This is a genomic window from Gemmatimonadaceae bacterium, from assembly GCA_019752115.1.
Classification (GTDB): domain Bacteria; phylum Gemmatimonadota; class Gemmatimonadetes; order Gemmatimonadales; family Gemmatimonadaceae; genus Gemmatimonas.
The window spans coordinates 28,562-41,915 of the sequence record JAIEMN010000045.1 but is presented as its reverse complement, the minus strand read 5'-3'; the positions used below and the strand labels follow the sequence as shown (position 1 = coordinate 41,915).

11 protein-coding genes are annotated in these 13,354 nt (G+C 67.3%); 5 read left to right on the top strand and 6 right to left on the bottom strand.

Annotated features, from left to right (window positions below):
* Window positions 1–151: 151 nt before the first annotated feature.
* Both K2R93_18130 and K2R93_18125 read right to left on the bottom strand, forming a co-directional pair.
* Window positions 152–1,720 carry an amidohydrolase family protein gene (locus K2R93_18130; GenBank protein MBY0491763.1) on the bottom strand — a complete coding sequence of 523 codons (1,569 nt, stop codon included), beginning with the start codon at window positions 1,718–1,720 and terminating at the stop codon, window positions 152–154.
* Window positions 1,717–2,655 (bottom strand): ornithine cyclodeaminase family protein, encoded by a 939-nt coding sequence (locus K2R93_18125; protein ID MBY0491762.1) that lies wholly within the window; start codon window positions 2,653–2,655, stop codon window positions 1,717–1,719. Before K2R93_18125 ends, K2R93_18130 begins: the two co-directional genes overlap by 4 nt.
* Window positions 2,656–2,736: 81 nt before the next feature.
* Here K2R93_18125 and K2R93_18120 point away from each other — a divergent pair, with 81 nt between their 5' ends.
* A complete protein-coding gene (locus K2R93_18120; GenBank protein MBY0491761.1) occupies window positions 2,737–3,918 on the top strand; it encodes an FAD-binding oxidoreductase in 1,182 nt (393 codons plus the stop codon).
* 169 nt (window positions 3,919–4,087) lie between these two features.
* Here K2R93_18120 and K2R93_18115 read toward each other — a convergent pair whose 3' ends face one another.
* Window positions 4,088–5,455 (bottom strand): MFS transporter, encoded by a 1,368-nt coding sequence (locus K2R93_18115; protein ID MBY0491760.1) that lies wholly within the window; start codon window positions 5,453–5,455, stop codon window positions 4,088–4,090.
* Window positions 5,456–5,591: 136 nt separating this feature from the next.
* Here K2R93_18115 and K2R93_18110 point away from each other — a divergent pair, with 136 nt between their 5' ends.
* Together K2R93_18110 and K2R93_18105 are read left to right on the top strand one after the other, a co-directional pair.
* Window positions 5,592–6,923 carry a hypothetical protein gene (locus K2R93_18110; protein ID MBY0491759.1) on the top strand — a complete coding sequence of 444 codons (1,332 nt, stop codon included), beginning with the start codon at window positions 5,592–5,594 and terminating at the stop codon, window positions 6,921–6,923.
* A 39-nt stretch (window positions 6,924–6,962) separates the two neighbouring features.
* Window positions 6,963–7,544: a rhomboid family intramembrane serine protease gene (locus K2R93_18105; protein ID MBY0491758.1), complete on the top strand. Its 582-nt coding sequence runs from the start codon at window positions 6,963–6,965 to the stop codon at window positions 7,542–7,544.
* 8 nt (window positions 7,545–7,552) lie between these two features.
* Here K2R93_18105 and K2R93_18100 read toward each other — a convergent pair whose 3' ends face one another.
* Window positions 7,553–9,043: an HDOD domain-containing protein gene (locus tag K2R93_18100; protein ID MBY0491757.1), complete on the bottom strand. Its 1,491-nt coding sequence runs from the start codon at window positions 9,041–9,043 to the stop codon at window positions 7,553–7,555.
* A gap of 116 nt (window positions 9,044–9,159) precedes the next feature.
* Here K2R93_18100 and K2R93_18095 point away from each other — a divergent pair, with 116 nt between their 5' ends.
* Window positions 9,160–9,540, top strand: a complete 381-nt coding sequence (locus K2R93_18095) for a Rid family detoxifying hydrolase (protein ID MBY0491756.1) — start codon at window positions 9,160–9,162, stop codon at window positions 9,538–9,540.
* 9 nt (window positions 9,541–9,549) lie between these two features.
* Entirely contained in the window at window positions 9,550–10,665 is a 1,116-nt protein-coding gene (locus tag K2R93_18090; protein ID MBY0491755.1) for an alpha/beta hydrolase, read from the top strand.
* A gap of 174 nt (window positions 10,666–10,839) precedes the next feature.
* Here the strand turns inward: K2R93_18090 and K2R93_18085 are convergent, their stop codons facing one another.
* Window positions 10,840–11,352, bottom strand: coding sequence for a lipocalin-like domain-containing protein (locus tag K2R93_18085; protein ID MBY0491754.1), 513 nt, complete (start codon window positions 11,350–11,352; stop codon window positions 10,840–10,842).
* Window positions 11,349–13,274: a multicopper oxidase domain-containing protein gene (locus K2R93_18080; GenBank protein MBY0491753.1), complete on the bottom strand. Its 1,926-nt coding sequence runs from the start codon at window positions 13,272–13,274 to the stop codon at window positions 11,349–11,351. Before K2R93_18080 ends, K2R93_18085 begins: the two co-directional genes overlap by 4 nt.
* Between the last annotated feature and the right edge of the window lie 80 nt (window positions 13,275–13,354).

Below are 13,354 nucleotides of genomic sequence, written 5' to 3'. Positions count from 1 at the left end.
ATCGCACAGAGTACACAGAGCACACAGAGCCACATGTGAAGCGGCGGCGCACTTCGAAGCCATCCGGAGCGCGCCGCTGTGTTCTCTGTGGCTCTGTGAGCTCTGTGCGATCAGTTCAAGAAAGCGCCGGCGCCGGCGACCACCGAGCCTCTCACCGCCGCCGAAGCCCGCGCCCCGCGGTGGCCCCCGTGAGCGCCCGATCGCGCACCGCCGCGACCCCGTTCACGAAGACGTGCACCATGCCTTCGGAAAGCTTCGTGGGCTCCACATAGGTCGCCACGGCGCGGATCGTCTTGGGATCGAACACGATCACATCCGCGAACGCGCCGGCGCGCAGCACCCCGCGATCGGCAATACCATAGGTCTCGGCGACCTGGGCGCTCGACGCCTGGATCATGCGTTGCATGGTGATCACCGGCTTGTCGAGCACGTAGTTGCGAATCTTCCGCGGGTACGTGGCATACATGCGCGGATGGCCACCGGAGCCGTCGGAGCTCGTCATGACCCATGGATTCTTCATGAACGTCTCGATGTCCGGTTCGCTCATGTTGAAGCTGGCGACACTCATGTCCTGCCCTTCGATGATGAGCTGCAGGGCCGTTTCCGCCGGCGGCAGGTTGCGCGCGAGGGCGACCTGCTTGAGTGTCTGCCCCACATACTGACGGCCACCCACGAGCAGCAGGGTGCTGTCGCCGCCGCGGCGGCGCAGGTTGTCGCGCATCTCCACCAGCGTCTTCGCCTTGAGCGCCGGATCCGCCAGGCGCAGCATCATGCTGTCGCGGCCACCGGCCTGCACCCAGCGCGGCATGAGCGCGGCACTCAGGCCGGTTCCGCTCGCCGTCCAGGGATACTGATCGCCGGTAACTTTGCAGCCGCTGGTGCGGGCGGAGTCCATGATGGCCAGCACGCTGTCGGCCTTCCCCCACACATCCACGCCGAGCGTCTTGATGTGCCCGACATTGGCCGTGAGCCCGGATTCGCACCCGATGCGAATCGTCTCCCGCACGGAGTTGAGCAGACCGATCGTGTAGCTGCTTTCGTCGCGCTGATGCGTGTCGTAGACGCCGCCAAAGGGTTTGGCGGCGCTCACGACTTTGATGACTTCCTCGGTGGTGGCGAACGACTGCGGATCGTAGAACAGCCCGGAACCCACGCCGTAGGCCCCTTCGCGCATGGCCTTGGTAATCAGCGCACGCATCGAATCGACCTGCGCCGGCGTCGCCGGCGCGGAGCTCTGCTTCATCACCGTCGTGCGCACGGTGCCGAAACCCACCGTCGCATAGGCGTTGGTGCCCAGTCCGAGCTGCTCGCCTTCGCTGAGCACGCGCGCCACATCCCACGGGCCGCGGCCATCCGGCCCGATCGTGACCGTCGTGACGCCCTGCAGGAGATACGCCGCGTTCTTGCGGCGCTCTTCACTGACGCGTGGCAACCCCTCGTAGATGTGCGTGTGCGGATCGATGAACCCCGGGCTCACGATGAAGCCCGTCGCGTCGAGGCGTTGCTTCACCACCGCCCCGCGTGGCACGGCGCCTACGAAAGCGATGCGATCGCCACGGAGCCCCACCGCCACGCGACGCGCGGCGCCGCCCAGGCCGTCGTACACGGTGCCGTTCTCAATCACGACATCCACCGTGTCAATCCGTGTCTGCGCAGCGGCCGTGGCCGAAACCAGCACGCTCGCACACAGCACGGTTGTGACCGACGCGCGCATCGTCATCCCCCCACGAAGGCGTGAGAGACCGCGAGCGACGCCGCGGCCAGATCTTCCAGCGCATGTCCGACGGACTTGAACAAGGTCACCTCCGTGCGTGAGCGGCGCACCACGACGTCGCCCCGCACGACCGCCGCCAGATCGGCCAGCACGTCGGCCCGCGTGATCACGCGCGCCGCCAGCGGTTGCAGCAGATCGCCCGCTTCGGCGAGCGCGCCGTCGAAGGTATCGACGACGATCCGCGCGCGCGCCACCGCCATGTCATCGACTTCCCGCATGCTGGGCGTGTACGCCCCCACGAGATCCAGATGGGTGCCCTCGGAGAGCCACTCCCCGCGCACGATCGGTTCGTGCGAGGTGGTCGCACAGCTCACGATATCCGCCGTGGGCACCGCCGTGGCGAGATCCCGCACCGCTTCCGCTTCGATCCCGTGCTCGGCCAGCTCGGCCACGCAATGCTGCGCCCGCGTGATGTCACGCCCCCACACCAGCACGCGGCGCAGGCCGGGGCGGAGCGCCACATGGGCGCGCGCCATCCACGGGGCGAGGCGACCGGTGCCCACCACCAGCAGCGTGCGCGCATCGTCGCGGGCCAGATACCGCGCCGCCAGCGCCGACGTCACCGCCGTGCGTCGCACGGTGAGCGCCTCACCATCGAGCAGCGCCACCGGCGCGCCCGTCTGGCGATCGAGCAGGAGATAGGTGGCATCTACCGTGTGCCCCCCGTGCCGCGGCGCGTCGGGGATGACGGTGACGAGCTTGATGCCGATGCGATCGGCGTTCCACGCCGGCATCAGCAACAGGTGATCGTGCGCCGCCATGCTGTGGGCATGACGCGTGGGGGCCTCGGGCGGCGCCACGAAGGCGCGCGCCAGGGCGTCGGCGAGCGGCGCCCAATCGAGCGCCGCGTGGACCTGTTCGGCGGAGAGCTGCGGGAGCATGTTCAAGAGTCTACGCACCGGAGCCGAATCGCGCTCGTTGGCGCCGCCCCGGTGTCCCGCCTCTCCTCTCTCCGTCCGGACATGCAGGTAGTCATCATCGGCGGCGGCGTCATGGGCGCCGCGACCGCCTGGTTTCTTGCGCGGGAGCATCGCGCCGCCGTCACCGTCATCGAACGCGACGCGAGCTACACCCTCGCCTCGAGCGCCCGCTCGGCCTGCGCCATCCGGCAGCAGTTCTCGACGTCGGTCAACATCCGCATCTCCCAGGAGAGCCTCGCGTTCTACCGCTCGATCGGCCTGCGCCTGGCGGTGGGGGATGAGGTGCCCGATATCGGCCTCGTCGAACCAGGCTATCTCTATCTCGCCGCCACCGAAGAAGGGGCGATGGTGCTGCGGGCACAGCACGAGCTACAGGCGAGCCACCAGGTGCACACCGCCCTGCTCACCCCCAGCGCGCTCGCGGCGCGCTACGCGTGGATGCACACCGACGATGTGATTCTGGGCTCGCTCGGCCTCTCCACCGCCACCAGTGGCGAGGGATGGTTCGACGGCTACGCCGCCATGCAGGCGTTTCGGAAGGCGGCCATCGCCGCCGGCGCCACGTTTGTGGAGGCAAATGCGACCGGCTTTGCCACCGACGGCGAACGGGTCACGCACGTACGGCTCGCCGATGGGTCAACGATCGCCGCCGACGCGGTCGTCATCGCTGCCGGCGCCTGGTCGCGTTTCATCGCCGCCGAACTGGGCATCACCCTGCCCGTCTTTGGCCGCAAGCGCGACGTGTTTGCCTGCGAAGCCGATGTGGACATCAGCGACGCCCCGCTGCTCATCGACCCCAGCGGCGTGTGGTTCCGCCCGGAGAAGGCGCGCGGGCAATTCCTCTGCGGCTCACCGCCGCGGGATCGGGATCCGGATGATGTCTCGCTCGACCGCGTGGATCATGGCCTTTTCGAGGAGCACATCTGGCCGATTCTCGCCAACCGCGTCCCCGCGTTCGATCGGGTGAAGGTGCACAGCAGCTGGGCTGGCTACTACGAGATGAACGACTTCGACCACAACGGTCTCGTAGGGCGGCTCACGCCGTGGCGCAACGCGTATACGGCGAGCGGCTTCTCCGGTCACGGGCTCCAGCAAGCACCGGCGGTCGGTCGCGGACTCGCTGAGCTCATCGCGACGGGTGGCTATCGCTCGCTCGATCTGACGGGGCTGCGATTCGATCGCATTGCCGAGGACGCGCCGCTGCTCGAGCAGAACGTGATTTGAGAGGGGAGAGGGGAGAGGGGAGAGGGGAGATCTCGCACAGAGGCACAGGGGGCACAGAGGAACACAGAGAACAACAACACACATGGTGTGCAGTTCTCTGTGAAGCTCTGTGCCCCCTGTGCCTCTGTGCGAGACAACCCAACTCACCTCCGCGGCGACGCCAGCGGAGTCACCCCGCGCTCGTGCGCTCGCCGGCGTCAGGCGTACGTGGCGCCACGATGACCGTCAGGATCGCCCCCACCACCGCGATGGCGCCGACGGTCAGGAAGGCGCCGGTGTTGCCCCCCGTCGCCTCGCGCAGCCGGCCGATCAGATCGGGGCCGAAGTGGCCGCCGAGATTGCCGATGCTGTTGATGAATGCGATACCCGCGGCGGCGGCACTGCCGCGCAGGAAGAGCGTGGGTAGCGACCAGAAGCATCCCATCTGCCCGAGGACGCCGATCGCCACCAGCGTCAGGCCGATCATGCTCGCCACCTGCTGGTGCTTGAGCGCCGCGAGCAGGAACATCCCCGTCGCCGAACAGATCAGCGTGCCGGCGACATGCCAGCGGCGTTCGTTGCGCCGGTCGGAGCTCTTGCCGATCAGCACCATCGCCACGCCGGCGCATCCCCACGGAATCGCACTCAGCAGACCGACGCGCAGGTAGTCGCCCTTGGGGATCCCGAATTCCTGGATGATGGTGGGCATCCAGAAGTTCACGCCGTAGAGCGGCACGGCGCCGCAGAAGCACACCACCGCCAGCACGAACACGCGCCAGTCGCGGAAGGTGTCGCGCACGGTGTGCCGCGTCGTGGTCGTCTCGGCGCGCGCCGTCCGATCGAGCTCGAGCGCCACCTGAATCGCCCGCTTCTCCTCGTCGGTCAGCCACCGCGCGTCCTGCGGTCCGTTTGGCAGCCGGAAGAAGACCACGACGCCCATGATCAGGCTCGGCAGACATTCGAGCACGAACAACCACTGCCACCCACCCCACCCGGCGCGCCCATCGAAGTGTTCCATGATCCAGCCGCTGAGCGGGCCGCCGACCACGTTGGCGACCGCGATGGCCGTCATGAAGATCGACACCGTTTGCGCGCGGCGCGCCATCGGGAACCAGAACGTCAGGTAGAGAATGATCCCCGGAAAGAAGCCGGCCTCCGCGACACCCAGCAGAAAGCGCAGGGCGTAGAAGCTGAACGCGGTGCGCTCCACGCCGAAGAGCGCCGGCAGCGGGCCCCAGGGGATCACGTCGAGAAAAGCAAACCCGCCGCTCACCATGGCCCACGTGATCATGATGCGCGCGATCCACCGGCGCGCACCGACGCGTTCGAGCAGCAGATTCGCCGGCACCTCGAACATGAAGTAGCCGATGAAGAAGATGCCGGCGCCGAACCCGTACGTGGCATCCGACCACTGGAACGCGCCCGCCATCTGCAGCTTGGCGAAGCCCACGTTCACGCGGTCCAGGAACGCGACGATGTAGCAGACGAACAGCAGCGGCAGCAACCGCCAGGCGACCTTGTCGAAGGTCTGCGCGGTGGCCGGGTAGGAGAGGGCCATGGCGGCAAGCTACACGCGGTTGGCGCGAGGGCCAGCGGTAAACGTGCGGGGCGCAGATGGCATCACACCCCCGAAACCTTCCCTCCCGCCCTCCGTTTCTATCCGTATGTGTCTCCGACGCTCTTTTTGGCGGGCCATGGCACTCGGCAGTGCCGCCGTCGTACTCCTCAGCAGCCGCCCGGCGAGCGCGCAGGGCGCCAGCCCCACCGCGCCGACCCGGCCTGCGACCGCCGCCACCGAACCGGCCGCGCTCAAGATCTTTCTCGATTGTCCGCGTGAGGCCGACGGCTGCGCGCTGGACTACTTCGTCGTCGAACTTCCCTTCGCCAACTGGACCCGCGATCGACTGTTCGCCGATGTGCAGCTCCTCGTCACCACGCTCACCACGGGCAGTGGCGGCGATGAGTGGACGGTCGCCTTCATCGGCCGCGAGCGGTTCAGCGGCCTGGCCGACACCCTCAAGACCACGACGCTTCCCAACGCCTCCGAAGACGACATTCGGCGTGCGTTGCGTGATCAGTTCCTGCGCGGCCTGTTCCGCTTCGTGCAACGGACGCCGCTGGCCCCGCAGTTCCGCGTGCAGTACGAGCGACCCGCGCAGGCCGCCGCAAAGACGCCGGAGTCCGTGCGTGATCCTTGGAATTTCTGGACCATTGAGACGGAGCTCAACATGTTCCTCAATGGTGAACAGCGGCAGCGCTTCGCGAACTTCGGCGCCTCGGTCGAAGCGCGACGGATCACCGAGAGCTGGAAGCTGGTGGTCGCGGCCGAATCCGAGTACAACGAGTCGCGGTTCACGCTGAACGACACTGGCGATGGGGCGACGGAGTTCACGAACATCATTCGCAACGATGGCGCCCGCCTGCGTGCCGTGCACTCCCTGTCACCGCGCTGGTCCGCCGGCGTGGTGGGGTCGGCGCGCCGCAGCGACTTCCTGAATACGCGCCTCGCCGCGCGCGGTGGTCCGGTCATCGAAGCGAATCTCTTTCCGTGGCGCGAAGCCACGCAGCGTCAGCTGACGGCGAGCTATGCGCTCGCCTGGAACGACTTTCGCTATCTCGAGCGCACCGTCTTCGGGAAGATCGCCGAGCAGCGGCCCAGTCAGGTCCTCACGGTGGCCACGAACAGCCGCCAGAAGTGGGGCTCGCTCGACCTCACCGCGCGCGGCTCCCAGTATCTCCATGACCTCAACCGCTATGAGCTCTCGCTCGGCGGATCGGTGCAGTTGCAGCTCATCCGCGGGCTCTCGCTGACCATCGACGGACGGTACTCCCGTGTGCGCGACCAGCTCTACCTCCCCGCCGGTGGTCTTTCGAACGAGGAGATTCTGGTGCGGCAGCGGGCGCTGGCGACCGGATACCAGTACTTCACCTATGTGGGGCTGAGCTACACCTTCGGCTCCATCTACAACACCATCGTCAATCCGCGGCTCGACTCGTTCCGCCTCCTCAGCAACAGCGGCTTCTGATGCGTCGACTTTCCCGGATTCGCCGCTAGCTTTCCCCTCATGCCGTCGTCGTCCGTCGCCCGTACCACCAAGAAGGTGGCCCGCACCGCGAAGCAGCAGATCACCACCCTTGGCACCGCCGTGGGGGCGTTCTGGACGACGTTCGTGGTGAACACGATGCTGGGCGGTGCGCTCACGCAGTTCGGCGTGGTGCCGCGCACCATCACCGGGCTGCGCGGCATTCTCTTCGCGCCCTTCCTGCACGGCAATCTCGCGCATCTGATCAGCAACACGCTGCCGTTTCTGGCGCTGGGCTGGATGGTGATGCTCCGCGACAGCCGCCACTTCGTGCCCGTGACGCTCTACAGCATGCTCGGCGCGGGGCTCGGCGCCTGGCTGCTTGGCTCGCCGGGATCGGTGCACATCGGCGCGAGCGGCGTGGTGATGGGCTATCTGGGCTTTCTGCTGCTCGCCGGTGTCTACACCCGCAGCGTCGGCAGCATCGTGCTGAGTCTCATCACCGCCGGCCTGTGGGGCGGTCTCGTGCTCGGGATCGCGCCAAGCCAGCCGGGGGTGAGCTGGCAGGCGCATCTCGGTGGGTTCATCGGCGGCATTCTCGCCGCGCGCGCCTATCGCAAGTAAGCGACGCGTTAGCTGCGCCGCTTCACGATCGCTTCGACCACCAGATCCACGATCCCCTTCACATACCGCACGGTCGCGCGGTCGGGGCTTTCGGCGTCGCCCACGCGGTCGCAGTACAGGCAGCCCACGATCTTCCCCAGCACGATGATGGGGAAGACGCCGAACTGCCGCACGCCCATATCCTGGGCCCACTTGGCTTCGGCGCTCGTGAACGAGCGGTCCGTTGGCAGATAGACGCTCGAGCGCTGCTGGGTCAGCGTCACGATTGGACCACCGCGCACACTCACCGGGAAATCAAAGCGCGGCAGGAGCGCTTCCACCTCATGCCCGAGCCCCGTACGCGCCGTGAGTTGCGTTTTGTCGGGCGACAGGAAGCAGACGAGGACGCGATCGAAGGGGCCGGTCCGGAGCACCGTCTCCATGGCGTTCAGCACGACCTCCCCCACACTCGACCCCGACGCGGGATTCACGTGCTCCTCGAGCTCCAGCCGGAGCTGGGCGCGCAACGACGTGTGCGCCGCCCGGGGCGGTCCTTCTTCTTCGGTCGCGGTGATCGTTTCGCCCAGCGCCGCGCGCGCCGCCTTGGCGAGCTGGCGGAAGCGCATGCGATCGGTGGCGATCTGCGGGCTCACAAACAGCTCCCGCGTTTCTTGCAGCGCTTCGGTGACCACGGCGCCAACCTTCTCGCGTGAGAGCTTGATCTTGCCCTCATGCTGCTCGAGCACCTCGCTCACCGCCATCGCCACCGCATCATCGGGCACCTCCTGCCGGTAGAGCGCCTGCGTGAGATCGTGGCTGAAGGCGGTGACCGCCGCCGTGATGCTCGCCGAGGCAGACGGGCGCGCCCGGATGCCCTGTACCACGACATCGGGCATCCCCCACTGCCGGCACACTTCAACGGCCAGGTCGGCGTACGGAAAGCCCAACACCTTTTTCGCGGCCGCGTTCTCGGAGATCCCTTCATCCGTCATCAACGTGCGGATGCGGATGTAGTCGTCGGGGAAGTGACCGGCGATGAGCACCTCCCCGAGATTGCGGAACATGCCGCAGAGATGCGCTTCCTCGGGCTCCATGAGCCCCATCTCCGTCGCCGTGGCGCGCGCGTGATTCGCGGTGAGGAGACTCATCAGCATGAGCTCCTTGAGCGCCGGACTCTTCTTGGCGTAGTTGTCGAAGAGCAGGAGCCCGCTGGCAATCTGCCGCACCGTGCGCGCGCCGAGCATCATCATGGCGTGCGTCGCGCTCTGGATGGCGCGATTGCTGCGCCGATAGTGCACACTGTTTGCCGTGCGGACGACGCCCAGCGTCAGCGAGTACTCGTTGAGCACCCGGTTGGCGAGGCGCTGGAGCGAGGCCAGATCATCGTCGAGGGCACTGATCGTCTCCACGATCTGCTTCGACAACGCCGGGAAGTCCGACCCTTCCAGAATGCGCTTGAGGCGCAGCTGGACGGCATCCGGTTGATCGGCGGCGGCGGAGGCGCGGAGAGAAAGTGACATTTCTTTCGGTAGTCTCGGCACGTCCGGCGCGTATTTTCTTCTGGTCCCAGCATTCGTTCCGGCCGCGAAACAGTCACGCCGCCACCGGAACGCCCCACCCTCCGCTCGACCCTGCCATGCCCCGGAAAGCCGCTAAAGTGTCCCGTGGTCCCGCCGCCCTCGGCCCCTATTCCCACGCCGTCTGGGCCGGGAAGCTCCTCTACTGCTCCGGTCAGACCCCCATCGACCCGGCCACCGGCAAGCTGATCGAGGGCGACGTCGAGGCCCAGACGCGCCGCATCTTCGAAACCATCGCGCTCATTCTTGACGACGCCGGTCTCGACATGAACGATGTGGTGAAGTGCAACGTGTACCTCACCGACATGGCCGACTTCGCCGCGATGAACAAGGCCTACGGCGAGGCGTTCCAGGCGCCGTACCCGGCGCGCACGACCGTGGCCGTCGCGGGTCTGCCGCTCGGTGCCCGCGTGGAAATCGAAGCTATCGCCCGCAAGTAAGGAGATCGCATGCGTCGGATTCGTCACTCGCTGGTGGTTGCGTCGCTGCTCCTCGCCGGTGTCGCTCACGCCCAGCGGGTGGCGGCGACGGTGCCGCGTGACACGATTGCCGCGCGCCTGCGGAACCTCGAAGGCATTCACACGCCCGAGGGGATCGACACGCTCCAGCAGCTCGAGGTGAATGGCAGCACGCAGTGGATCGGCATTCGCGGCCTCAACCGCGACAATCCACTGCTGCTCGTGTTGCATGGGGGCCCCGGCAGTGCACTGCTGGGCATGACGTGGGCGTATCAGAAGCCGTGGGAAGACTTCTTCACGGTGGTGAACTGGGAGCAGCGCGGCGTCGGCAAGAACTTCAGTGCGGCCGACTCCGCGCGGCTGGGTGCCACGCTGTCGCCCAAGCAACTGGTCGATGACGCCGAGGTCGTGGTGCAGCAGCTGCGCCGGCAGTTCGGCAATCGCAAGATCATCGTGCTCGGCTTCTCGTACGGCACGTCCATTGGGCCGTTTCTCGTGCAGCGGCACCCCGATTGGTACGCCGCCTATGTGAGCGTCGGGCAGATGAGCACGGCCGACAACGAGCGCATCAACTATCAGGAAGTGCTGCGCCGCGCGCGGGCCAAGGGCGACACCGCCGTGGTGCGCGAACTGTTGGCGATGGCCCCGTATCCGCCCACCGATCGCGCGCCGAATTACCGGGAGCTCAACGTCATTCGCCGCTACACGGCGATGTTCGACGGCAACTGGTACGGCAAGAAGGATCTCAGCCTCTACTACGCGCTGCCCGCCTGGGGCCCCGATTACACCCTCGAGGAAGCGGCCGGCGTCGGGCCGGCGATGGGGTGGATGGGCAAGCATCTCGTCGACAGCGGCAATCATCGACCCACGCTGCCGGATCACTTCGACGTGCCGGTCGTGATGCTGCACGGTCGCTACGATCTCATGACGACCTACGATGGCGCCAAGGTCTACTTCGATCGCATCACTGCGCCCAAGAAGGAGTTCATCACCTTCGAGCGGAGTGCGCACTTCGTCATGTTCGAGCAACCCGGACTGTTTCTGTTGACGATGGTGCAGAAGGTGCTTCCGCTGGCGGGTGGGGCGAAGACGTTCGAGCGGCGGTGAGCTGATTCCGACGTCAGATGTCCTGACATCGGAGGTCGGTAACCCCCGAGAGCTCAGGGCGTAGAAGGTCAGGGGGGAGAGCTCAGGACCGCCGTTGCGGTCCTGAGCTCTCCCCCCTGACGTTCTTCCCCCTGAACTCTCAGGGTTTCACCCCAAAAAATGCTCTCCCTTTTTTCACCCGATTTTCCGCCACCGGAGCCGTCGAGTCACGACAGCTCCATCCCCGCGTCTCGCCTCAAACCAGATCACCATCTCATCACCGCGGCGCACCACATGCCGCGTGAGGGTGCGCCCCATGTCGCCGGCGCTGAGCGCGCCGATCAGGTGGTGGGTGACCGTCCCCGTTTTCGCGTCGAAGGTATACGTCCCGAAATAGGCGTCGTAGCCGCCACTCGCGGCGCTGTTATTCGGATCGGCGACACTCGGCGCGGCCGCCGTGGCGGCCTTCGCGCGATCGCGCGCCATCAACTGCGCCTGCACATGCCCGCGCGTGTCATAGCTGATCCACGCAATGGGGTCTGACCCGAGCGGTCCATCCGCCGGTTGCACGCCGGCGGCGGAGCTGTCGGTGCGCGAGACGAGCTCCCAGGTGCCGATGGGGGCCTGCGCGCTTGCCGTCTGGCCCACGCCGAGCGCCGCGGAGAGGGCCACGAGTGCGGTCAGGGTCGCCGTGTGGTGTCGCGTCATGGCTGCGTCCGAATTGGCAACAGGGTGACCATCGGGCCCTTCTCGCCACGCGGATCGGTCGGATACCAGCGCGTCGTGAGTCGCAACGCGAAGTTCTGGGCGCTGGCGGGAACGGTGATCTCCACATCGAACGTCTGCCCGGCGCTCACCGTTTTGCTGGCGCGCACGGTGCGCTGCTGCGCCGCGGGGAGATCGGCGCCATCCACGGCGCGCAGCGTCCACGACTGCACGGTGGAATCGCGCACGAGGGCCACGTTGAGCTGCTCGTCCACCGGAATGCTGATGATCCGCAGGCGGTGTGTGCCCGGTGCGAGCATCAGTGGCCCGGGCGCCGTGCGGCCGTTGATGCTGGGCAGATGGGCGCCCGGCGCCCCCAGCATGCCCAGCACGATGACGTGATCGCGCGTGGTGTCGCGTGGTGCGCCGGGCTCCTCGACGATCAGTGCCCCATAGAGGCCGGTGGACAGCTCGCTGCCCGCTTCATCATGCGTGTGATAGATGAAGGTGCCGGCGCGCGGCGGGGTCATACGCACGATGAACGAGTCGCCCGGGGCGATGGGTGGGCGCACGCTCGCGCCCGCACCGCTCCAGCCGCCGACACCGTCGAACCAGCTTTCGATCTCCATGCCGTGCCAGTGCACCGCGAGTGGCGACGCGAGGCGATTCACCACGGTGATGGCGGTGGGTTCGCCACGGCGCAGCACCAGCGTCGAGCCGGGGAACGGCACCGAATCACGCGCCGGCTCCGCCCCGCCCTGCTGCAGCACGAACGACTGCCCGGCGTGCGTGCCGAACACATTGGCTCGCTGCGTCGCCACCAGGCGCATCGTGCGTCGCGCCGGCACGCCCGGATTCTTCCCGCTCGCCAGCGCGAGCGTCGCCGCCGCGGTCCGTCCGGGTCGCGGCGCCACGTGAATCCCCATCACCAACCCCGCCATGTTTTCTTCGGCGTGGTTCACCGCCGCATGGGCCTCGTGGGAGGGCGCGCGCGGCTCGATCTGCTGCACCAACGCCATGTGCCGCACGAGGTGGCAGTGGAAGAGCCAGTTGCCCGCTCGCTCCGGCACCCACGTCAGCGACATCGTGCCGTTGAGGGGGAGCATCTCCGTCACAACGCGACGTGCCTGTCCGGGCGCGTACAGCGTGTCGAGCATGCCATCACCGCGCGCCGTCACCATGTAGTAGAAGCCGTGCAGATGCATCGGGTGCTGCGCCGCGGTGGCATTGATGACGCGCCAACGCACCGTGTCGCCCACCGTGTAACGCAAGCGCTCGGTGTTCGGCCAGCTGGCGCCGTTCACCATCATCTTGAACGACGGATCGTGGTGCACACGCGGATCGTCGTCATCCAGCCATCGCGTAATGAGCAGGATCCGCTCGCCGCGCGGCGGTGTGCTCCCGCGCGCATCGACGATAAGCGCGCCCACGAGCGGCCCTTCCTGCTTCTCGCCACTCGCCCATTCGTCGGGCACCGGTGCGGTGGGATGCTGCACCGCGGGCCGGACGCGCGCATAGTAGTAGTACGATCCGGCGGCGGTGACGGTGAAGCTGACCGTGCGCGTCGCATTGGGCGCGAGCGCCACCGAATCCGTCCCTTTCCCGGCGGCATGATCCTGCAGCCCAAAGACCATCAGTGACACGCCGAGCGTGTTGCGCAGCGTCACGCGCACCACGGTCCCCGACGGTGCGCGCAGCAAGGGTCCCGGCACGCGTGCCGGTTTGCCCACCTCCACGAAGGCGTACGCCGGCAGATCGGCGCCGGTGGCGCCTTCGGGGCGCCAGCCGACTTCCTGGATGTTGAAGGCGACGCGCAGCGTATCGCCGACGCGCGTGCCGGCGGGGACGCGGTAGTCCTCGAGACCGGCGCGCGGCAGGGCGGGAGGCGCGGCGGCGAGAAGAGCGGCAGTGAGGAATGGAAGCATGGTCGAAACTGCCTCGGACGGCGGAGGTCAGGAACCCCTCAGGCATCAGGAAGGAGGGATTCCTCACCTCCGCGATCCGA

Bases quoted from the DNA above. Each gene is read 5' to 3' on its own strand.
- K2R93_18080 (MBY0491753.1), bottom strand. From the start codon at position 13,274: ATGCTTCCATTCCTCACTGCCGCTCTTCTCGCCGCCGCGCCTCCCGCC.
- K2R93_18125 (MBY0491762.1), bottom strand. From the start codon at position 2,655: ATGCTCCCGCAGCTCTCCGCCGAACAGGTCCACGCGGCGCTCGATTGG.
- K2R93_18115 (MBY0491760.1), bottom strand. From the start codon at position 5,455: ATGGCCCTCTCCTACCCGGCCACCGCGCAGACCTTCGACAAGGTCGCC.
- K2R93_18120 (MBY0491761.1), top strand. From the start codon at position 2,737: ATGCAGGTAGTCATCATCGGCGGCGGCGTCATGGGCGCCGCGACCGCC.
- K2R93_18105 (MBY0491758.1), top strand. From the start codon at position 6,963: ATGCCGTCGTCGTCCGTCGCCCGTACCACCAAGAAGGTGGCCCGCACC.
- K2R93_18100 (MBY0491757.1), bottom strand. From the start codon at position 9,043: ATGTCACTTTCTCTCCGCGCCTCCGCCGCCGCCGATCAACCGGATGCC.
- K2R93_18095 (MBY0491756.1), top strand. From the start codon at position 9,160: ATGCCCCGGAAAGCCGCTAAAGTGTCCCGTGGTCCCGCCGCCCTCGGC.
- K2R93_18085 (MBY0491754.1), bottom strand. From the start codon at position 11,352: ATGACGCGACACCACACGGCGACCCTGACCGCACTCGTGGCCCTCTCC.
- K2R93_18110 (MBY0491759.1), top strand. From the start codon at position 5,592: ATGGCACTCGGCAGTGCCGCCGTCGTACTCCTCAGCAGCCGCCCGGCG.
- K2R93_18090 (MBY0491755.1), top strand. From the start codon at position 9,550: ATGCGTCGGATTCGTCACTCGCTGGTGGTTGCGTCGCTGCTCCTCGCC.
- K2R93_18130 (MBY0491763.1), bottom strand. From the start codon at position 1,720: ATGACGATGCGCGCGTCGGTCACAACCGTGCTGTGTGCGAGCGTGCTG.